Source organism: Thermoactinospora rubra, assembly GCF_002093975.1.
Taxonomy (GTDB): Bacteria; Actinomycetota; Actinomycetes; order Streptosporangiales; family Streptosporangiaceae; genus Nonomuraea; species Nonomuraea rubra_A.
On record NZ_MSZZ01000033.1, the window covers coordinates 1 to 19946 of the forward strand.

16 protein-coding genes are annotated in these 19946 nt (G+C 71.9%); 13 read left to right on the forward strand and 3 right to left on the reverse strand.

The annotated features are described in order from the left end of the window. Positions 1-449: 449 nt before the first annotated feature. The 11 genes from BSB02_RS26410 to BSB02_RS26460 all read left to right on the forward strand — a co-directional run bounded on the left by BSB02_RS26410 (position 450) and on the right by BSB02_RS26460 (position 13441). Positions 450-1739, forward strand: a complete 1290-nt coding sequence (locus tag BSB02_RS26410) for a bifunctional folylpolyglutamate synthase/dihydrofolate synthase (RefSeq protein WP_084963007.1) — start codon at positions 450-452, stop codon at positions 1737-1739. A gap of 862 nt (positions 1740-2601) precedes the next feature. Next, positions 2602-2943, forward strand: a complete 342-nt coding sequence (locus tag BSB02_RS26415; protein WP_084963009.1) for a DUF4233 domain-containing protein — start codon at positions 2602-2604, stop codon at positions 2941-2943. An 11-nt stretch (positions 2944-2954) separates the two neighbouring features. Continuing rightward, positions 2955-4997 (forward strand): MFS transporter, encoded by a 2043-nt coding sequence (locus BSB02_RS26420; protein ID WP_084963011.1) that lies wholly within the window; start codon positions 2955-2957, stop codon positions 4995-4997. 96 nt (positions 4998-5093) lie between these two features. Beyond that, positions 5094-5504, forward strand: a complete 411-nt coding sequence (ndk, locus tag BSB02_RS26425; RefSeq protein WP_084963014.1) for a nucleoside-diphosphate kinase — start codon at positions 5094-5096, stop codon at positions 5502-5504. Between the two features lie 275 nt (positions 5505-5779). After that, positions 5780-6814 carry a rod shape-determining protein gene (locus BSB02_RS26430; RefSeq protein ID WP_084963015.1) on the forward strand — a complete coding sequence of 345 codons (1035 nt, stop codon included), beginning with the start codon at positions 5780-5782 and terminating at the stop codon, positions 6812-6814. Next, positions 6811-7692: a rod shape-determining protein MreC gene (gene mreC / locus BSB02_RS26435; RefSeq protein WP_084963017.1), complete on the forward strand. Its 882-nt coding sequence runs from the start codon at positions 6811-6813 to the stop codon at positions 7690-7692. Before BSB02_RS26430 ends, mreC begins: the two co-directional genes overlap by 4 nt. Beyond that, entirely contained in the window at positions 7689-8150 is a 462-nt protein-coding gene (gene mreD / locus BSB02_RS26440) for a rod shape-determining protein MreD (protein WP_084963019.1), read from the forward strand. The genes mreC and mreD overlap by 4 nt, the downstream gene beginning before the upstream one ends. A gap of 20 nt (positions 8151-8170) precedes the next feature. Next, positions 8171-10168 carry a penicillin-binding protein 2 gene (gene mrdA, locus BSB02_RS26445; protein ID WP_420855890.1) on the forward strand — a complete coding sequence of 666 codons (1998 nt, stop codon included), beginning with the start codon at positions 8171-8173 and terminating at the stop codon, positions 10166-10168. Continuing rightward, entirely contained in the window at positions 10165-11328 is a 1164-nt protein-coding gene (rodA, locus tag BSB02_RS26450; RefSeq protein WP_084963023.1) for a rod shape-determining protein RodA, read from the forward strand. Before mrdA ends, rodA begins: the two co-directional genes overlap by 4 nt. 3 nt (positions 11329-11331) lie before the next feature. Next, positions 11332-11511: a hypothetical protein gene (locus BSB02_RS26455; RefSeq protein WP_084963025.1), complete on the forward strand. Its 180-nt coding sequence runs from the start codon at positions 11332-11334 to the stop codon at positions 11509-11511. Positions 11512-11530: 19 nt separating this feature from the next. After that, the gene (locus BSB02_RS26460; protein ID WP_084963026.1) at positions 11531-13441 is read left to right on the forward strand and encodes a TIGR03960 family B12-binding radical SAM protein; all 1911 of its coding nucleotides are present in this window, start codon (positions 11531-11533) and stop codon (positions 13439-13441) included. 29 nt (positions 13442-13470) lie between these two features. Here the strand turns inward: BSB02_RS26460 and BSB02_RS26465 are convergent, their stop codons facing one another. The 3 genes from BSB02_RS26465 to BSB02_RS26470 form a co-directional block, all read right to left on the reverse strand. Beyond that, positions 13471-14055, reverse strand: coding sequence for a DUF6879 family protein (locus BSB02_RS26465; protein ID WP_143591178.1), 585 nt, complete (start codon positions 14053-14055; stop codon positions 13471-13473). A 21-nt stretch (positions 14056-14076) separates the two neighbouring features. Further along, the gene (locus tag BSB02_RS43135) at positions 14077-14202 is read right to left on the reverse strand and encodes a hypothetical protein (protein WP_276206357.1); all 126 of its coding nucleotides are present in this window, start codon (positions 14200-14202) and stop codon (positions 14077-14079) included. Positions 14203-14266: 64 nt separating this feature from the next. Beyond that, a complete protein-coding gene (locus tag BSB02_RS26470) occupies positions 14267-15328 on the reverse strand; it encodes a HesA/MoeB/ThiF family protein (protein ID WP_143591180.1) in 1062 nt (353 codons plus the stop codon). A 229-nt stretch (positions 15329-15557) separates the two neighbouring features. Between BSB02_RS26470 and BSB02_RS26475 the strand changes: the two genes are divergently transcribed. Both BSB02_RS26475 and BSB02_RS26480 read left to right on the forward strand, forming a co-directional pair. Beyond that, complete coding sequence (locus tag BSB02_RS26475; RefSeq protein WP_084963032.1) at positions 15558-16331, forward strand: TIGR03936 family radical SAM-associated protein; 774 nt, start codon at positions 15558-15560, stop codon at positions 16329-16331. Positions 16332-16468: 137 nt separating this feature from the next. Then, positions 16469-19918, forward strand: a complete 3450-nt coding sequence (locus BSB02_RS26480) for an Rne/Rng family ribonuclease (protein WP_240506669.1) — start codon at positions 16469-16471, stop codon at positions 19916-19918. Positions 19919-19946: the final 28 nt, after the last annotated feature.

Genomic DNA, 19946 nt, shown 5'->3' on the forward strand with positions numbered 1-19946 from the left:
GGGCGGCCCCCCTTTCCTGTGTTAGGGGGGCTACCCGGAGGGGGCGGCCCCCTTTTTTTTCTGTGTGAGGGGGGCTACCCGGAGGGGTGGCCCCCTTTTTGTTGTGTCTGGACCCTGTCCGGCAGAAGGAAAGGTCCACGGATGAGCGGCGGTCCCTCGTCTGCGTTTCGGGCCTAAAAGGTGTTGACGTGCCCAGCCGTACCGGAATTCGGGAAGCTGGGAACGCTCCCGCCAACGGCGTTCCCAGCCCAGCCTCAGCCTTGCCCAGGCGACAATGGCAGAGGGCGCTGCGAGCGCGCTGGTGGCCGCTGTCCCGCCCCGCGCGTCGCCTCTATCCACACCTGGTCTTCAAGAGGAGATATCCACAGGAGGCAGTCGGCGTGTGCGAGGCTTCCCGCCAGCTCAGTAGGGTTGGTTACGTGGACTTTCGTGCTGTCGAGCGCGCCATCATGGAGCGCGGTGTCGAGTGGGACTTCGAGCCGACCCTCGACCGGATCAAGGTGTTGCTCGAACTACTCGGCGAGCCGCAGCGCGCCTACCCGATCATTCACATCGCGGGCACGAACGGCAAAACCAGCACCGCCCGGCTCACCGAGGCGCTGCTGAGGGAGCGCAACCTGCGAGTGGGCCGCTACACCAGCCCTCACCTGGTGACGATGCGCGAGCGGATCGTCGTGGACGGCAAGCCGCTGAGCGAGGAGCGCTTCGCCGAGCTGTATGAAGAGATCATCCCGTATGTCGAGATGACCGACGCCGGTGGCCGCCGGATCCAGTTCTTCGAGCTCCTCACGGCCATGGCGTATGCCGGTTTCGCCGACGCTCCCGTGGACGTCGCGGTGATCGAGACGGGCATGGGCGGCTCCTGGGACGCGACGAACGCCGCCGACGGCACCGTGGCCGTCATCACGCCCATCTCGCTCGACCACACCGACCGGCTGGGCAAGGACATCGCGTCCATCGCCGGGGAGAAGGCGGGGATCATCAAGCCCGGCGCGACGGCCATCTTGGCCCAGCAGGAGCTGGAGGCCGCGGAGGTGCTGATGCGCCGGGTGGCCGAGACCGGCGCCGTGGTCGCGCGAGAGGGGCTGGAGTTCGGCGTGATGAGCCGCGAGGTCGCCATGGGCGGCCAGCTCCTCACCCTGCGCGGGCTCAAAGGCGTCTACGAGGAGGTCTACCTGCCGCTGTATGGGGCCCACCAGGCGAGCAACGCCGTGTGCGCGCTGGCCGCCGTGGAGGCGCTGACGGGCGGTGATGAGCCTCTCGACGTGGATCTGGTACGGCAGGCGTTCGCCACGGCCTCGTCGCCCGGACGGCTGGAGGTGGTACGGCGAGGCCCGACAGTCGTGATCGACGCCGCGCACAACCCCGGCGGCATGCAGGCGACGCTGGAGGGGCTGCACGAGTCGTTCGACTTCACGAAGGTGATCGGGGTCGTCGCCGTCATGCGGGACAAGGACGTCGAGACGCTTCTGGAGCTGCTGGAGCCGGTGCTGGCGGAGATCGTGGTGACGACGAACTCCTCGCCGCGGTCGATGCCCGCCGAGGAGCTGGGCGGGCTGGCCGAGGGGTTCTTCGGGGAGGAGCGCGTCCACGTGGTACCGCGGCTGGACGATGCCCTGGACAGGGGGATCGCGATCGCCGATGCGGAGGGCGAGTTCAGCGGCACCGGTGTGCTCGTGACCGGGTCCGTGGTGACTGCCGGGGATGCCAGGCTCTTGCTCAAGAAGGGCGAAGAGTGATGGCGTCGGCGTGGAGTAGCGGGGTGCGCAGACCGCGGCGCGTGTGAGGCCATTGCGCGGCGCGTGAGGTCATCGTGTCGTGCGTAGGGTCATGCCCCGTGTCTGGTATGCAGTTGGGCGCGTGCCGTCACGTGCGTACCACCGTGTGGCGTGCCTGCGGAGGGCCGGTCATCGTGAGCGCGTGTTGATTGCGACCCGCCCGTCGGACGGCGGTGCGCCGGGCGTGAGAGTGGCGATCACTCAGGTGAGCCGTGAGCGGCTGTGGCGAGTGGGCCAGAGCGTTCCCGAGCCCAGAGCAACCCCAAGCCGATGGCAACCGGGGATGAGCCGTGGCCCCATCCAGGCGAGCAGGACGAAGAGCCGCGGCTCGTGAACCGCGGGGTCACCACGAACCGCGGGACCACGGGACGGAACACCAACGGGACGCCGATGAGATGGGGCGCTATCGGGACGGACAGGGGTCGGGGCCTGGCGCGACGACGGGAGTGGCAGGAGAGCGGGAGAGGATGGAGGTTGGCGGCTCGGTCAGCCGGCCCAACCGGTCCGGCTGGCCAACCGGTTCAACCGGTTCAGCCGGTTCAGCCAGCTCAGCCAGCCAGGCCAGAGCAGGGACCAGCTAAGCCAGAGCACGTGGCAGCCACGTCAGAACGGGGATCTGCTAAGCCAACGCAGGTGCCGGCCAAGCCAGAGCAGGCGCCAACTAAGCCAGAGCAGGTGCCAAGCCAGGCCAGCCCAATGGATCGACCAGACCAGAGCACAGATCAGCCAGACCAGAGCAAGGGCCGCGCGAGCGGCACAATGAGGGCAGCCGCCTACAGGCGGCACCAAGCGGACGGCAAGCGGACGACATGGGTGGAAAGCTATGAAGTTCCAGGTCACACCGGGAATGCGGAGGCTGTGTGCGACCGTCCTCGGCATGGAGGCGATCGTGGCAGGCCTCGTCACCCCGGTGGCCATCACGGTCAACAAGGTCGCGCCGCCGCTCGCCGTGGCGGCGGGCGTAGGCGTCGCCGTGCTCTGCGTCGTGGTCGCGGGACTGCTCAAACGCCCATGGGCTTACGTCGCCGGCAGCCTCCTCCAGGTGGTCGCCATCGCGACAGGGTTGATCGTCCCCGCCATGTACTTCCTGGGGACGATCTTCGCAGCCCTGTGGATAACCGCGATTATCGTCGCTCGCCGTGTCGAGGGCGTGACTTCCCGCTAAAGTCGGCCTACATGGCCGTCCCCCCGATTCAGCGGTCCCAGCAGGCGGCTGCCGCGGGACCCGGTGCCCGGTCCGCCTGGCACGCCTCGTCCGCGCTGTTCGACGTCGTCATCGCGCTGCTCGTCCTGGCCGTGCTGCCGCTGGCGATCCTCGCCATCCCCAACACCGTCTCCGTGGTCGCCGACCTGCTGCCGCCGGACGTCGACCGGGTGGGGCTCATGCGCGCGCACGGCCTGTCCGTGCCCGCCACGATGCTGACGGTGCCGCTGGCCGCCGTCGCCCTGCGCCGGTTGAAGGTGGCGCACGTCCTGGTCGGCGGTCTGGCGTTGCTGGCCGCGGCCGACGCGCTGGGAGGGTTCGCCGGGTCGACGTGGATGGTCGCCGTGCTGCGCGTGGTGCACGGCGTCGGCGCCGGGCTGCTGGTGCCCGCGACGCTCGTGGCCGTGTGGGACCGCGGGCCGTACCTGCGGGCGCTGTGGGCGGGCGTGCTCGCCGCGAGCCTCCTCACCGCGCAGGCGCTGGCCCTGTGGCCGCTCGACGGCGCCAAGAGCTGGCAGATCACGCTGCAGCCGTACCCGCTGCTGACCGGCGTCGCGCTGGCCATGGCGGCCGCCTACCTGGTCCTGTGGGTCCTGCGCGGCGAGAGCGCCGCGCCCCGGCCGCGAGGCGTCGAGCGCAGCCGCCTGTCCCTGTCGGCCGTCCCCGCCGCGGGCATCGCCGCCCTGGCCATCGGCACCACCTACAGCGACTGGAGCGAGGGCCTGGTCGTGGTCGCCGCCCTCCTGTCCGTCGGGGCGCTGCTGGCGCTGGCCTCGATCGGCAACCGGGAGGGTCGCACGCTGGCGTACTCCACCGTCGCGGTCGGCGTGGTGCTGCTGCCGAGCGCCGCGCAGACGACCTACGTGGAGATGGGCGGGCTCGGCGGGCCGGGGCTGCGTGGCCTGTGGCAGCCGTTCCTGATCGCCGCCGTGCTCGCCGTGGCCGCCGCGATCCTGGTCGGGCGGTACGGCGCGGCCGACGCCAGATGGCCGGCCCCGCTGGGGCTGCTGGCCGTCGTGGCGGGGTTGTGCGTCGTCCGCATGGTGGTGCCGTCGCCTGCCGGCTGGCTGCTGGCCGTGCCGTTCGGGCTGCTGGCGGTGGGCGCGGCCGTGGCGTTGTCGGGTGCGATCAAGCAGGCCGGCGTCGGCGCCGCGCTGTTCGCGTTGACGCTGTGCTTCCCGGGGGTGCTGGCCGGGTACCTGCTCGGCACCGGCGTGCAGGTGAGCATGCTGCGCGCGGCGAGGGACGCCCAGCAGCTGGTCGACGGCTTCGTGGCCGCGCTCCACTCCTGGGCGCTGGTCGGCGGGTTCCTGGTCGTGGTGGTGATCGTCCTGTCGGCGCTGACCGCCCGCCGTTCCGAACGGGCGAAGCCGGACGGGGAGCCTCCGAAGGCCGGAGACGTGGAGGTCCAGGAGGCGTCGCGGACCGTGGAGAAGGAGGAGGCTCCTGTTCTCGCGGTGGCCGCCGTCGCGGGCGAGGCCCATCGCCCCGCGCAACCGCGGACCGACCAGAAGCCGGCCCACGAGCCAGCCCACGAGCCGATCCACCAGCCGGCCCGGGAGCCGGACCAGGAAACCTCCGGAGCAGTACGGCACGGCGTCTCGGATGGCGTCCCAGGTGGCGTCTTGGACGATGTCCCGGCGGAGGGCGTGAGCTCCGCGGCTGCCGGAGGCGACCCGTCGCCGAGCCGGCACCCAGGCGGGAAAGCGCCAGGGTCGGAGGCTCCCGACGCGCCGGCGGACCCTCAAGCCCCCGCGAAGCCGGCCGGCTTCCAGGATCCCGGCGAACCCGCCGCTCCCGAACCCGCCATCCCTGCACCTGCCATACCAGAACCCGCCACCGCCTCGCCGTACCGGGAAACCGTCCGGCGGGAGGGCGGCGGCCCGGGTGAGGAGGAGGACGACGCCCCCACCGGAGAGGTGCCCAGGATCCCGGCTTCGGAGGACGGCGAGGCCGGCACCGGACCGGTTCCCGTCGTGCCGCCCCCGTCCCCCTCCCCCGAGGACAGGGCGTAGTCGCTCGAAACCGGGAATCCGCCGCGTGACGGTAAGCTTTCGGCGACGTCCCCGCGAGTTCTGTCGCGACCATGATCTGTCGAAGGAGAATCTCTCGTGTCCGAGCGCACTCTTGTCCTGATCAAGCCCGACGGGGTGAAGCGTGGGCTCATCGGTGACGTGATCGCCCGCGTGGAGCGCAAGGGCCTGAAGATCGTCGCGATGGACCTGCGCACCCTCGACGTCGAGACCGCCAAGGCCCACTACGCCGAGCACGCCGAGAAGCCGTTTTTCGGCGAGCTCGTCGAGTTCATCACCTCCGGCCCGCTGGTCGCGATGGTCCTGGAGGGGCCGCGCGCCGTCGAGGCCTTCCGCGCGCTGGCCGGCGCCACCGACCCGGTGAAGTCCGCGCCCGGCACGATCCGCGGCGACCACGCCCTGGAGATCGGCGAGAACGTCGTCCACGGCTCCGACTCGCCGGAGTCCGCGGCCCGCGAGATCAAGATCTTCTTCCCGGACCGCTTCTAGCCCGCGAAGGCCCGCGGACGCCCCGCGGCAGCCGAAAGCCCGCGACCCGCGGAAGATCCGCAACCGCAACAGGCGAAAGCCCCACCTCCGACCGGCTGGACCCGACCGTGGTCCAGCCGGTCGGTCGTCTGACCGCAAAGCGGTCACACCAGAGAAACGCCAAGATTTTTCTAGCGCCCTGGTGCTCATCGTCCTCACGGGTGGGTACGTCACGTTACGATTCGAATGCGATCCGTATTCATTCGCGGACGACGTGACGGAAGGCCTCTTTCCCCATGGGCAGCAAGCTCGCCTTTCTCGGCCGTGACATGGCGGTCGACCTCGGCACCGCCAACACGCTGGTGTACGTGCGCGGCCGCGGCATCGTGCTGAACGAACCGTCCGTGGTCGCCATCAACACGGTGACCGGGAAGATCGTCGCGGTGGGCATCGAGGCCAAACGCATGATCGGCCGCACGCCCGGCAACGTCGTGGCGGTGCGCCCGCTGAAGGACGGCGTGATCGCCGACTTCGACGTCACCGAGCGAATGCTGCGGTATTTCATCCAGCGCGTCCACAAGCGCCGCCACTTCGCCAAGCCGCGCATCATCATCGCCGTCCCCAGCGGCATCACCGGGGTGGAGCAGCGGGCCGTCAAGGAGGCCGGCTATCAGGCGGGCGCCAGGAAGGTGTACATCATCGAGGAGCCCATGGCCGCGGCGCTGGGCGCCGGCCTGCCGGTGCACGAGCCGACGGGCAACATGGTCGTCGACATCGGCGGCGGCACCACCGAGGTGGCGATCATCTCGATGGGCGGGGTGGTGACGAGCCAGTCGATCAGGGTCGGCGGCGACGAGCTCGACCAGGCAGTGATCGCCTACGCCAAGAAGGAGTTCTCGCTCATGCTGGGCGAGCGCACGGCCGAGGAGATCAAGATGGCGATCGGCTCGGCGTGCGAGACCGGTGAGGACTGCCACGCCGAGATCCGGGGCCGTGACCTGGTGAGCGGCCTGCCGAAGACGATCGTGGTGTCGGCCGAGGAGATACGCAAGGCCACCGAGGAGCCGGTCAACGCCATCGTCGACGCCGTCAAGACCACGCTCGACAAGTGCCCGCCCGAGCTGTCCGGCGACCTCATGGACCGCGGCATCGCGCTGACCGGCGGCGGCGCGCTGCTGAAGGGCATGGACGAGCGGCTGAAGATGGAGACGGGCATGCCCGTCCACCTCGTCGACAACGCGCTCGACTCGGTCGCGCTGGGCTCGGGCCGGTGCGTGGAGGAGTTCGAGGCGTTGCAGCAGGTCCTGGTTCCGGAGTCGCGCACCTCATGAGGGACACGCGCCGCGCCCGGCTGATCCTCGGACTGCTGCTGACGGCGGCGCTCGTGATCCTGACCGTCGACCACCGCACGGGCGTCGGCTCGCCGCTGGAGCCCCTGCGCGCGGGCGGGTCCTGGCTGTTCGGTACGGCGGAGCGGTTCGGCGCGTCGGTGGTGCGCCCCGTGGGCGAGTTCTTCGGCATGCTGGCCGACGCCCCGCGGGCGCACGAGCAGATCAAGCGGCTGGAGGCCGACAACGCCCGGCTGCGGCGCGACCTGGTGACCAGCCAGCTCGACCGGAGGCGGTCCACGCAGCTGGAGAGGATGCTGGGGCTGGCGAGCCTGGGCCGCTACACCGTGGTGCCGGCGAACGTGGTGGCCCGCCGCGGCCATCCGGGGTTCGAGGACGCCGTGGAGATCGACGCGGGCGCCGACGACGGCGTTCGCAGGGACATGACGGTCCTCAACGGCCAGGGCCTGGTGGGCCGGGTCGTGCAGGTGTCGGCGACGACCTCCACGGTGGTACTGCTCAGCGATCCGGCCTCCGCCGCCGGGGCCCGGCTGGTGGACGGCGACGAGATCGGCGTGGTCAACGGCGTGGGTGACGGGGGGCGCCTGGTGCGCTTCCGGCTGCTGGACTCCACCGCGTCGCTGTCGCCGGGGTTGCGGCTGGTGAGCTTCGGCTCGCACAAGGGCACGCCGTACGTGCCGGGGGTGCCGATCGGGGTGATCGAGCGGGTCGAGGCCACGCCCGGCGAGCTCACCAGGATCGCGTACGCCAGGCCGTACGCCGACCTGACGGCCCTGGACGTGGTGGGCGTGGTGGTGGGCGGGCCCAGGCGGGACCCGCGCGGCGCGCTGCTGCCCGACGAGGCGAGGACGCAGCCGTGATCGCGGCGCTGACCGTGGTGGCGGCCATCCTGCTCCAGGTGACGGTCGTCAACCGGGTGCCGCTGCCGGGGGGCGGCGGGCCGGATCTGGTCCTGCTGGCGGTGGTGGGGCTGGCGCTGACGCGCGGCCCCGTGACGGGCGCGGTGATCGGGTTCTGCGCCGGGCTGCTGACCGATCTGGCGCCGCCGACCGCGCACGTGGCGGGGCAGTATGCGTTCGTCTTCGCCGCCGTCGGCTTCCTGGCGGGGCGGGGCGTGCGCGGCATGGTGCCGACCGTGGTCGTCTGTGTGCTGGTGGCGCCCCTGCTGGCCGCGGCCATCGGCGGCCTGATCGGCGACCCGCGCGTCACGCCGGACGTGCTGGTCAGGTCCCTGCCGGCGAGCGCCGTCTACACCCTCCTGCTGGCGCCGCCGACCGTGTGGCTGGTCACCCGGGTCCATCGGAGGTACAGGGCGTGAACCGGGTGCGTACTCGCCTGATGGTGCTGCACGTGATGGTCGTCGTCATGCTGGTGGCGCTGGGCGTGCGGCTGTGGCAGGTGCAGGTGGTGCAGGGCGAGGAGTTCGTCTCGGCCGCGGCCGAGACGCGCACGCGCAACGTCGTGGTGCCCGCCGTGCGCGGCCAGATCCTCGACTCCTCCGGCGTCCCGCTGGTGCGCAACCGCACGGCGCTGGTCGTGTCCGTCGACCGCAACCAGGCCCTGAAGGATCCCGGCGTGCTGCGCCGGCTGGCCGCGGTGCTGGACCGGCCGCTGGGGCAGCTGGAGAAGCGGATCCGGCTGTGCGGGCCCGGCGTGACCAGGCCGTGCTGGCCCGGCTCGCCGTACCAGCCGATCCCCATCGACGAGAAGGCCACCACCCGCGAGGCGCTGGCGATCCTGGAGCGGCAGGAGGAGTTCCCGGGCGTCACGGCTGAGATCCAGGCGGTGCGGGAGTATCCGGGCGGCAGGTCGGGCGCCCAGATGCTCGGCTACCTCCAGCCCGTCACCCAGGAGGAGCTCGAGAGGCGCGACGGGCTCAAGGCGGCCTTCTCCGGCGTCGACGTGGTCGGCCGCGACGGCCTGGAGGCGGTCTACGACGAGGCGCTGCGGGGCCGGCCGGGCCTGCGCAAGGTCCAGGTCGACCGGCTCGGCAAGGCGCTGGGCGTGGAGCAGCAGGTGGCGCCCGTCCCCGGCGACCATCTCATCACCAGCATCGACTCGCGCATCCAGAGGCTCGTCGAGCAGGCGCTGAAGAACGCCATGAAGAAGGCGCCCCGCGCGGACGGCGCGGCCGGGGTGGTGCTCGACCCGCGCACCGGCCGGGTCCTGGCGCTGGCCAGCGCCCCCGGCTACGACCCTGCGGTGTGGACGGACGGCATCTCGGAGGAGGAGTACCAGCGGCTGCTGTCGGAGAAGACGGGCAAGCCGCTGGTGTCGCGGGCGATCAACGGGCAGTTCGCGCCCGGCTCCACCTTCAAGGTCTCCTCGGTGGCGGCGATGCTGCGCGCCGGCTACCCGCTCAACGGCCGCTACCCGTGCCCCGGCGCCTACATGGTCGGCAACCGCGCCTTCCACAACTTCCGCGGCATCGGCCTGGGCACGCTGACGCTCCACATGGCGCTGGTGCGCTCGTGCGACACGATCTTCTACCGGGCGGCCTACGAGGAGTACCTGCGCGACGGCGGGCTCCACCCCAAGAAGCCGCCCCAGGAACGCTTCGCCAACACCGCCCGGGCCTTCGGCTTCGGCCGGCCCACCGGGATCGACCTGCCCGGCGAGTCCGCCGGCCGCATCCCCGACCGGGCCTGGAAGAAGAGCCTGTGGGCGCAGACCAGCGCCGACTCCTGCCGCCGCGCCCGCACCGGCTATCCCGAGGTCAAGAGCGCCTCCCGCGCGGCCTTCCTCAAGCGGCTGGCGTATGAGAACTGCGCCGAGGGCTACCTGCTGCGGCCCGGCGACGCGGCCAACTTCTCCATCGGCCAGGGCGACGTGCTGGTGACGCCGCTGCAGCTGGCCAGGGCGTACGCGGCGCTGGTCAGCGACGGCAGACTGCGCAGCCCGCGGATCGGCTGGGCGCTGGTGCGGCCCGACGGCAGGCTGGTCAGGAGGATCGACCCGCCGGTGGTGGGCAGGCTGCCCCTCACCGAGAAGGAGCGTGCCTACATCAAGAACGCCCTCAGCCAGGTGGCCTCCGACGGCACCGCGGCCGGGGCGTTCGCCGGCTTCCCCATGGACCTGGTGCGCGTGGGCGGCAAGACCGGCACGGCCGAGGTCTACGGCAAGGAGGACACCTCGTGGTTCGCCTCCTTCGCTCCCACGCGCAATCCCCGCTACGTGGTCGTCGTGATGGTGTCGCAGGGCGGCATGGGCGGGCAGACGGCGGCGCCCGCCGTACGGGAGATCTACGAGGGCATCTACGGGCTGACGGGCGAGGACCCGATCAAGCCCGCCACCAGGCTGCCGGTGATCGCCAGTGATGGGACGGTGCGCCGATGACCGATCGCACGCTGATGGTGGCCCCGCGCCGGAGCCTCGCCAGGCTCACGGCGCAGTCGGCGATGCGGCGGCTGGACGGGGTGCTGCTGGTCGCGGTGGGCGCGTTGTGCGTGATCGGCACGCTGCTGGTGTGGTCCTCCACCCGGACGTGGGCGCCCGGCTCGACCGGCCTGGTCAAGAAACACATGCTGAACCTGGCCGTCGGCGCGGTGCTGTCGAGCGCGGTGGCCATGCTGGACTACCGGCACGTGCGGATCTACGCGCCGTTCGTCTACGTGGTCACGCTGGCCGGCCTGGTGCTGGTCATCACGCCGGCGGGCACGGCGGTCAACGGGTCACATTCGTGGATCATGCTGGGCGGCGGCTTCGCCCTGCAGCCCTCCGAGCTGGCCAAGCTGGGCCTGGTGCTCATGCTCGCGACGCTGCTGGCCAAGCCGGCCAAGGACGGCGACCGGCCGCGAGCGCTGGACGTGCTGCTGTCGCTGCTGGCGGCGGGGGTGGCGATCGGCCTGGTGATGGCGCAGCCGGACATGGGCACCGCCCTGGTGCTGGCGGTCATCACCGTGGGCGCGCTGGTCCTCGCGGGCATGCGCAAGCGGTGGATCCTGGCGCTGGCCCTGACCGCGGCCGGGGCCGGCGCGGCCGTGTGGTGGCTGGAGCTGCTGGAGCCGTACCAGGTCGCGCGCTTCGCCGCCTTCCTCGACCCGAGCGTCGACCCGCGGGGCGTGGGCTACAACAGCACCCAGTCGCTGATCGCCATCGGGTCCGGCGGGCTGTACGGCAAGGGCCTGTTCGAAGGCGGCCAGACGACCGGGCGGTTCGTCCCCGAGCAGCACACCGACTTCATCTTCACCGTGGCGGGGGAGGAGTTCGGGTTCGTGGGGGCGCTGGCGGTGGTGATCCTGCTGGGCGTGGTGCTGCTGCGGGGCCTGCGCATCGCCCGGCAGTGCGGCGACCGCTTCGGCGCGCTGGTGGCGGGGACGATCGTGTGCTGGCTGGCGTTCCAGATCATGATCAACGTCGGGATGACCGTGGGGATCATGCCGATCACTGGACTGCCGTTGCCGTTCGTTTCCTATGGCGGGACCGCAACATTTGCGAATCTCATGGCTGTTGGTGTGTTGCAGGCCATCAGAATGCGCGATCGAGCGTTTAATTGATTTATGTTCCTGGTGTACTGCGCCGAGTGCGAGGAGCGGATGCTGCTCCCCGTGCGTCACGTGCAGGGCCTGCACAACCTGGCCGGCGGCGTGATCGCGGTGGAGCTGACCTGCTACGAGGGGCATCGCGTGATCGTGCTCACCGGCAGCGGCATAGACATCCCCGGCCCGGCCACGGTCTGAGCGCGGCTACGCTTGGACTATGCCTGTCGAGTCGATTTTCCCGCGCCTGGAGCCGCTGCTGCCCCTGGTGCAGAAGCCGATCCAGTATGTCGGTGGTGAGCTCAACTCGACCGTGAAGGACTGGGACGCCGCCGATGTCCGCTGGGCGCTGATGTATCCCGACGCCTACGAGGTGGGCCTGCCCAACCAGGGCGTCGCGATCCTCTACGAGATCCTCAACGAGCTGCCCGGCACGCTCGCCGAGCGCACCTACTCGGTCTGGCCCGACCTCGAGGCGCTGATGCGCGAGCACGGCGTGCCGCAGTTCACCGTCGACGGGCACCGGCCCGTGCGGGCCTTCGATGTGCTCGGGGTGTCGTTCGCCACCGAGCTGGGCTACACCAACCTGCTGACCGCCCTCGACCTGGCGGGCATCCCGCTGGAGGCCAAGGACCGCGGGCTGGAGGACCCGATCGTGATCGCGGGCGGCCACGCCGCGTTCAACCCCGAGCCGATCGCCGACTTCGTCGACGCCGCCGTGCTGGGCGACGGCGAGCAGATCAGCATCGCCATCACCGAGGTCGTCCGCGAGTGGAAGGCCGAGGGCCGGCCTGGCGGGCGCGACGAGCTGCTCATGCGGCTGGCCGAGTCGGGCGGCGTGTACGTGCCGAAGTTCTACGACGTCGAGTACCACCCCGACGGCCGCATCCGCCGCGTGGCGCCCAACCGGCCCGGCGTGCCGTGGCGCGTCCACAAGCACACCGTCATGGACCTCGACCAGTGGCCCTACCCGAAGAAGCCGCTGGTGCCGCTGGCCGAGACGGTCCACGAGCGGTTCAGCGTGGAGATCTTCCGCGGCTGCACGCGCGGCTGCCGCTTCTGCCAGGCCGGCATGATCACCCGCCCGGTGCGCGAGCGGTCGATCACCACCATCGGCGCCATGGTCGACAACGGCGTCAAGGAGTCCGGTTTCAACGAGGTGGGCCTGCTGTCGCTGTCGTCGGCCGACCACTCCGAGATCGGCGACATCGCCAAGGGCCTGGCCGACCGCTACGAGGGCAGCAACGTCTCGCTGTCGCTGCCCTCCACCCGCGTCGACGCCTTCAACATCGACCTGGCCAACGAGTTCTCGCGCAACGGCCGCCGCTCCGGCCTGACCTTCGCCCCCGAGGGCGGCTCCGAGCGCATGCGCAAGGTCATCAACAAGATGGTCACGGAGGAGGACCTGATCCGGACCGTGACCACCGCGTACTCCCAGGGCTGGCGGCAGGTCAAGCTCTACTTCATGTGCGGGCTGCCCACCGAGACCGACGAGGACGTGCTGGGCATCGCCGACCTGGCCAAGAAGGTCATCAAGGCGGGCCGCGAGGTCACCGGGTCGCGCGACATCCGCTGCACGGTGTCCATCGGCGGCTTCGTGCCCAAGCCGCACACGCCCTTCCAGTGGGCCGCCCAGGCCGACCACGAGACGGTCGACAGCCGGCTGCAGAAGCTGAAGGAGGCGCTGCGCTCCGACAAGGAGTACGGCAGGGCCATCGGCTACCGCTACCACGACGGCAAGCCCTCGATCGTGGAGGGCCTGCTGTCGCGCGGCGACCGGCGGGTCGGCAAGGTCATCCGCGCGGTGTGGGAGGACGGCGGGCGCTTCGACGGCTGGAGCGAGCACTTCTCCTTCGAGCGGTGGATGGCGTGCGCCGAGAAGGCCGGCGTCGACGTCGACTGGTACACCACGCGCGAGCGCGAGGAGAACGAGGTCCTGCCGTGGGACCACCTCGATGCCGGGCTCGACCGCGAGTGGCTGTGGCGCGACTGGCAGGACGCGCTCAACGAGGCCGAGGTCGAGGACTGCCGCTGGACTCCCTGCTACGACTGCGGCGTCTGCCCCACCATGGGCACCGAGATCCAGATCGGCCCCACCGGGCGGAAGCTGCTGCCGCTGACCGTCGTGTGAGTCGCCGCCCTGCAGGCGGAAGGCGGCCGTCAGGCCGTGCTCATCCTGGCCCAGTAGGCGCGCAGGTCCTCGCCCCGGTCGAAGAGGCCGGCCAGGGCGGGGACGCACGGCTCGATCACCCAGGGGTCGGTGATCCTGCGGGCGCCGGTGTGCCGTCCTGTGGCGTCGTAGAGCACCTCATACTGCAGCGTCGAGCTGAACAGGACCAGCTCCGGGACGGGCCCGTCGAGCTCGTAGGGGCGCACCGCGGAGGCCGGGACCACCCTGCTGTTCTCGCCCTCCTCGGCCCGCACCGCCAGCAGGGCCAGCTCCCAGCGCAGGTAGGGCGTGAACGGCTCCTCCACCACGCGGATGCGCCGGAAGTCGATCCGGTCGGGGTGGTCGGCGCGAAAGCCCGGGCGCATCTCCTCCACCAGCGCCATCGCCCGGTCCCAGTCGCCCGCGAGCATCGCCTGGTAGCTGGGCAGGTCCCGCTCGTCGAAGGCCTGGGCGCGCTCGAGCTTCCAGACGACTCCGCCGGCGACGTCGAACTCCCTGGTGAAGTCGGCCTGGTACGCGGCCGCGTCCATCGTCTTGCCGGGCGCGGAACGCACGCGCGTCAGAACATCACTCATGGGACCCGCCCTGCTCCCGCGTCAGTTGGAGTTGCCCCCGCTGGGCTGCACCACCGTCGCGGTCTCGGTCTTGCCCAGCCGGCGGATCACGATCTTCTTGCGCGGCTTCCGCTCCTGCCAGGGCTCAGGCGCAGGGGTGCTGCTCATGACACTCCTTACCGATCGTGTGGGGAACGGCCAGCCGTCAAAGTATGATCTCTCCAGTTTTTCATCAAGGACAGAATTCGCAGCCGGGCCGCGACGGATGGCGGGCGTAGACGTGCGCGTCGGGGTCGAGCAGGGTCAGCCCGTGGAAGTAGCCGGGAGGGACCGGCGTCAGGCCCGTGACCAGGGCGAGCACGTCGTTGGCCACCAGCTGCCCGGACAGCCCCGCCGACGGGCCCGTCACGCCGGGCCAGGCGTAGCCGGCCCCCGGCTGGGCCGGGATGCCGGCGCGGACGCACTCGAAGCACGGCCCGCCGGGGCCGAAGACCCCCACGCTCACCAGCGGGCCGTCGTACCCGCCGCTCACCCACGGGATCCCGCCCCTCGCGCAGGCGCGGCTGGCCCAGGTCCTGATCCCGTACGGCTCCCGCGGCCGGTCCGCGCACAGCGCCAGCACGTCGAAGCCGTCAAGGAGGCGGGCCAGGTCCCGCGGGCTCGTGACGGCGGCCCGCTCGGCGGTGACGTCGATCGCGGAGTTGAGGCGGCGTAGCCGCGCGGCGGCGACGTCGGCCTTGGGGCGGCCGAGGTCCGCCTCGGTGTAGAGGACCTGCCGGTTGAGGTTGGACAACTCGACCACGTCGGGATCCACCAGGTGCAGGCGCCCCACGCCGGCGGCGGCCAGCGACCAGGCCGCGTGGCTGCCGGTGCCGCCCAGGCCGAGGACCAGGACCCGGGCGCCCTTGAGTGCGAGCTGCGGCTCCCAGCCGTGGTCGCGCGGGGTGAGGTCGATCCAGCGGAAGTAGTCGCGGCTGCGGCTGTAGCGCTCCTTCTCCCGCGCGTCCAGCTCCTCGCACGGTCCCGGGGCGGCGTCCTCCACGTGGCCGGAGTCCAGCAGGACGGCGACGATGTCGTCCGCCTCCTCGCGGGTGAGGCCGATAAAGCGCGTTCGCAGCGCGGCGGCGACCTGGCCGGGGGAGCGGGTGCCGTCCATGAGCGTCAGCGCGGCCCACGCCCAGCCCTCGGGATCGGGGATCTCCGAGGCCACGCCGTACAGGACGCCGCCGAGCCTGACGGTGCCGTCGCCGAGGCGGTGAGGGGCGTGTTCCGGCTTCACGCGAGGGCGGCGCATCCGTCGATCGTCGGCAAATGCCGCATTTCCCGTCAAGATCCCACAAGTCGTGCGGAGCCGTACGACAAGATCTCGGAGGTCAGGACGGGGATGGCGGCTCTCGCATGGCCTTATTCTGAGGAGAAGGAAACGTGGAGGGGACGTCTCGTGTGCGGCGGGACCGACCCGACCGAGAAAGGAAGACATCGCTCTGAAACCTGTTCCCGACGGGCCCGCTCCCGCGCCGACGGTGCAGCGCCTGAGAGTGCGTTATGCCAAGCGTGGCCGCCTGCGCTTCGCCAGCCATCGCGACATCTCGCGGGCGGTGGAGCGGGCGGTGCGCCGCGCCGGCATCCCGGTGGCGTTCAGCGCGGGCTTCTCCCCGCATCCGAAGATCTCCTACGCGGGCGCCGCGCCCACCGGCGTGGCCAGCGAGGCCGAATACCTCGAGATCGCCGTCACCGAACGGTGCGACCCCGAGCGGGTGCGCGCCGACCTCGACGGGTCGCTGCCGCCTGGCCTCGACGTCCTGGAGGTCGTCGAGGCGCGATCGTCCGGCTTCGCCGAGCGGCTGGAGGCTTCGGTGTGGGAGCTACGGCTGCCCGGCGCGCAGGAGCCGGCCGCGCGGGCCGCGGCGGAGAAGTTCCTCGCCGCGGACATCGTGGAGGTGGAGCGCCTGACCAAGAAGGGCATCCGCCGGTTCGACGCCCGCGAGGCGGTGCTCGACCTCGCCGTGGCCGCCGCAGCGGAGGGAACAGCCAGAACCGCAGCTCAGGTGCCCGGGCAGTCGTGTGTCATACTGCGCATGGTTGTTCGGCACGTGACTCCTGCCGTTCGACCCGACGACGTGCTCGCAGGCTTGCGTCAGGTGGCCGACTTCGCGCCGCCGGTCCCCCCCGAGGTGACCAGGCTGGCGCAGGGACCGCTCGGCGCTGCCCGTACGCCTGCCGACCCGTTCGACCTTGACCGCGATACGACGCGCGGCGGCGAAGCGGGGCCGGCCGGCGAGCACGGCGGCGAGTAGGCGGGGCCACACGGCTCCGCCGATGACAGGACTTGGCGCCCGTGCCGCCCCTCCGGGCGGCGCAGGCGGACAACGAAACACGAGAGCTCCTGCGCGGCGCAGAGTCTGCGCCCGGGAGCTGACGGGAGAACGCCCGCATGCTCGAGAACGAGCCCGGCAACGGTGCCGCCGGCACCGACGGGGACACAACTGAACAGCAGTCCACCAGACGCCGCGGCGCCGCCAGCCGGCCCGCCGGCCCGCCTCCTCTGGACGACACCCCCAGCGTGATCGTCGCGGCCCCGGCCGAGTCCCCCGCCGGGGAGGCCAAGCCCAAGAAGGCCGTGACGCGCCGCCGTACCACCAAGAAGGCCGAGCAGGAGGCCGCGGAGACGCCGGTCGCCAAGGTCGTGGAGGTCGACCCCGAGACGGCCGCCGCGGTCAAGCCCGGCGGCAGGAGAGCCACCAGGGCTCCCGGCCCGCCCGCCTTCGACGAGCCCGAGGAGATCACGGTCGCCGCCGCTCCCGCGCCGCTCAGCGAGGCGGCCGTGGGGCGCATCGTCGTGCCCGCGCCCGAGGAGCTCGCGGTCAACGGCCGCACCAGGAAGGCCACCAGGCCGCCTGGACCGCCGCGCGTCGAGGACGAGACCGAGGCCGCCGCTGCTTCCGCGCCCGCCAAGCCGCGGCGCACGCGCAAGAAGGCCGAGACCGCCAAGGCTGAGGAGACGGCAGCCGCCGAGGCGGGGGCCGCTGCCCCGATCGCCGACGCCCCGGGCGAGGTACGGGACGCCGTGGGAGAGATCCCGCAGGCGTCGGCCGAGGCGGCCGAGAGCGTCGCCGAGCGAGCCGACGCCGAGGCGGAGGCACGGACGGAAGCCCAGGCTGAGGCGCAGGCCGGGGCGGAGGCGCAGCCTGCCGCTCGCACGGCGCGCGGCAGGGCCCGCACGACCCGCACGGCCACGGGGTCGACGCGGTCGCGGGCCAGGACGCGCGCCTCCTCCCAGGAGGCCGACGAGCCTGAAGCGGGCGCGCCCAGCGGCGACGCCAACGTGTCCGAGCGCATCGGCGCCGGCACGCCCGCCGCCGCCGAGGCGAGCGCCCAGGCCGTCGACACGACCGCTCAGCCGGCCGCGGGAGCGGGGGAAGCCGTCGGCTCCGGCGTCTCCGGAGGCGTCGGCGAGGGTGCTCCGGTCGCCGACGTCCTCGGCACGGGAGCCGCGATCGGCGGGGGCGTGGGCGAGGGCGCGCCGACCGGCGCCGCCCAGGCCGCCGCCACGCAGGCCGCCGCCGCACAGACCGGCACGGCCGCGGAGGCCGTGTCTCAGGCCGGTACGGCTGCCGCCGGTGTGGCGCGGGACGACGCCGAGGGCGCGGACGTCGACGAGGAGCTGCTGGAGGAGCTGCCCGAGGACGAGCCGCTGGACGACGAGCCGGCCGGCGAGGACCTCGACGAGGAGCCGATCAGCCGTCCCGGCCTGCTGGCCGACCCGTTCGGGTTCGCCGCGCGCCGCGAGGACCAGCCCGACGTCACCTTCCAGCGGCCCGCCACCATCTTCACGCCGCTGTTCCAGGCGCCCGACCCCAGCCAGGCCGTCCCCGCGCGCATCCAGGTCAACGCGCCGATCATCGGCGACGACGAGGTCGAGCTCGAAGAGCCCGACGACACCGCCGAGGAGGAGGCCGAGGACGCCGAGCGCGAGGACGGCGGCGGCCGCCGCAGGCGCCGCCGTCGCGGCGGGCGCGGGCGCGGCAAGTCACGCGAGCGCGACGAGGGCGACGAGGGCGACGAGGCCGAGGACGGCGCCGAGGAGGAGCAGTCCGAGGAGCAGCCGCAACAGGAGGAGGCAGAGGAGGAGGAGACGCAGGCCTCCACCTCGCGCAGGCGCCGCCGTCGCCGCCGTCGCAGCGGGGACGAGGACGCGGCCGAGCCGCTGAGCGACGACCCGCCCAACACGGTCGTCCGCATCCGCGCGCCGCGCGCCGGGCGGACCGGCTCGCTGCTGGAGGTGGCCGCCGACGGCGTGCAGAGCGTCAAGGGCTCCACCCGCCTGGAGGCCAAGAAGCAGCGCCGCCGCGAGGGGCGGGAGCTCGGCCGCAGGCGTCCGCCGATCATCACCGAGGCCGAGTTCCTGGCCCGGCGCGAGTCGGTCGACCGCATGATGGTGGTCCGCCGGACGGGCGACCGTACCCAGATCGCGGTCCTCGAGGACGGCATCCTCGTCGAGCACTACGTCAACCGCGAGGCCAGCCAGTCCTACGTGGGCAACGTCTACCTCGGCAAGGTGCAGAACGTCCTGCCCTCCATGGAGGCGGCGTTCGTCGACATCGGCAAGGGCCGCAACGCGGTCCTCTACGCCGGCGAGGTCAACTTCGACACCGCCGGGCTGGAGGGCCAGCCCAAGCGGATCGAGACCGCCCTGAAGTCCGGGCAGTCGGTGCTGGTGCAGGTCACCAAGGACCCGATCGGGCACAAGGGCGCGCGGCTGACCTCGCAGATCTCGCTGCCCGGCCGCTACCTGGTCTACGTGCCCGACGGCTCGATGACCGGCATCAGCCGCAAGCTGCCCGACAAGGAGCGCGCGCGGCTGAAGAGCATCCTGAAGAAGGTCATGCCGGACAACGCCGGGGTGATCGTCAGGACCGCAGCCGAGGGCGCCTCGGAGGAGGAGCTCGCACGCGACGTGGCCCGGCTGTCGGCGCAGTGGGAGAACATCCAGAAGCGCGCCAAGTCGGCCAGCCCGCCCGAGCTGCTGTCGGCCGAGCCCGACCTGACCATCCGGGTCGTGCGCGACGTGTTCAACGAGGACTTCTCCTCGCTGGTCGTGCAGGGCCAGGAGGCCTGGGAGACGGTCGAGGAGTACGTCAAGTACGTCGCCCCGCACCTGGCCGACCGCCTGTCGTACTGGCAGGAGGACACCGACGTCTTCGAGGCGCACCGCATCGACGAGCAGCTGGCCAAGGCGCTGGAACGCAAGGTCTGGCTGCCCAGCGGCGGCTCGCTGGTGATCGACAGGACCGAGGCCATGACCGTGGTCGACGTCAACACCGGCAAGTTCACCGGCCAGGGCGGCAACCTGGAGGAGACCGTCACGCGCAACAACCTGGAGGCGGCCGAGGAGATCGTCCGCCAGCTGCGGCTGCGCGACATCGGCGGCATCATCGTGATCGACTTCATCGACATGGTGCTGGAGTCCAACCGCGACCTGGTGCTGCGGCGGCTCCTGGAGTGCCTGGCCCGCGACCGCACCAAGCACCAGGTGGCCGAGGTCACCTCGCTGGGCCTGGTGCAGATGACGCGCAAGCGGGTCGGCCAGGGCCTGCTGGAGGCCTTCTCCACGCCGTGCGAGTGCTGCAACGGCCGCGGCCTGATCGTCTCCACCGAGCCGGTCGAGGCCAAGTCCGATGCGCGCGGCACGCAGGGCAAGATGGCCGTCGAGAAGGCGGTGGCGGAGAAGGTCTCCGCGGCCAAGGAGTCCGCCGGGCGTGATACTGTGACCGGTGCGCTTGATGACGTCCCCTCTGCCGACCAGGCGGGGGACGACCAGGCGAACCAGACTTCCGGCCGGGGGCGGCGACGCTCCCGCCGAGCCAAGTCCGCCGACTCCTGACGGCGGACGGCCGACGATCCGTCCGGTT

What these genes read in the sequence shown, in the direction of transcription:
- BSB02_RS26480 (WP_240506669.1), top strand. Translation starts at nt 16,469, where the DNA reads ATGCTCGAGAACGAGCCCGGCAACGGTGCCGCCGGCACCGACGGGGAC.
- BSB02_RS26420 (WP_084963011.1), top strand. Translation starts at nt 2,955, where the DNA reads ATGGCCGTCCCCCCGATTCAGCGGTCCCAGCAGGCGGCTGCCGCGGGA.
- BSB02_RS26430 (WP_084963015.1), top strand. Translation starts at nt 5,780, where the DNA reads ATGGGCAGCAAGCTCGCCTTTCTCGGCCGTGACATGGCGGTCGACCTC.
- rodA (WP_084963023.1), top strand. Translation starts at nt 10,165, where the DNA reads ATGACCGATCGCACGCTGATGGTGGCCCCGCGCCGGAGCCTCGCCAGG.
- BSB02_RS26415 (WP_084963009.1), top strand. Translation starts at nt 2,602, where the DNA reads ATGAAGTTCCAGGTCACACCGGGAATGCGGAGGCTGTGTGCGACCGTC.
- mreC (WP_084963017.1), top strand. Translation starts at nt 6,811, where the DNA reads ATGAGGGACACGCGCCGCGCCCGGCTGATCCTCGGACTGCTGCTGACG.
- BSB02_RS26470 (WP_143591180.1), bottom strand. Translation starts at nt 15,328, where the DNA reads ATGCGCCGCCCTCGCGTGAAGCCGGAACACGCCCCTCACCGCCTCGGC.
- BSB02_RS43135 (WP_276206357.1), bottom strand. Translation starts at nt 14,202, where the DNA reads ATGAGCAGCACCCCTGCGCCTGAGCCCTGGCAGGAGCGGAAGCCGCGC.
- BSB02_RS26460 (WP_084963026.1), top strand. Translation starts at nt 11,531, where the DNA reads ATGCCTGTCGAGTCGATTTTCCCGCGCCTGGAGCCGCTGCTGCCCCTG.
- BSB02_RS26455 (WP_084963025.1), top strand. Translation starts at nt 11,332, where the DNA reads ATGTTCCTGGTGTACTGCGCCGAGTGCGAGGAGCGGATGCTGCTCCCC.
- BSB02_RS26410 (WP_084963007.1), top strand. Translation starts at nt 450, where the DNA reads ATGGAGCGCGGTGTCGAGTGGGACTTCGAGCCGACCCTCGACCGGATC.
- mrdA (WP_420855890.1), top strand. Translation starts at nt 8,171, where the DNA reads ATGGTGCTGCACGTGATGGTCGTCGTCATGCTGGTGGCGCTGGGCGTG.
- BSB02_RS26465 (WP_143591178.1), bottom strand. Translation starts at nt 14,055, where the DNA reads ATGAGTGATGTTCTGACGCGCGTGCGTTCCGCGCCCGGCAAGACGATG.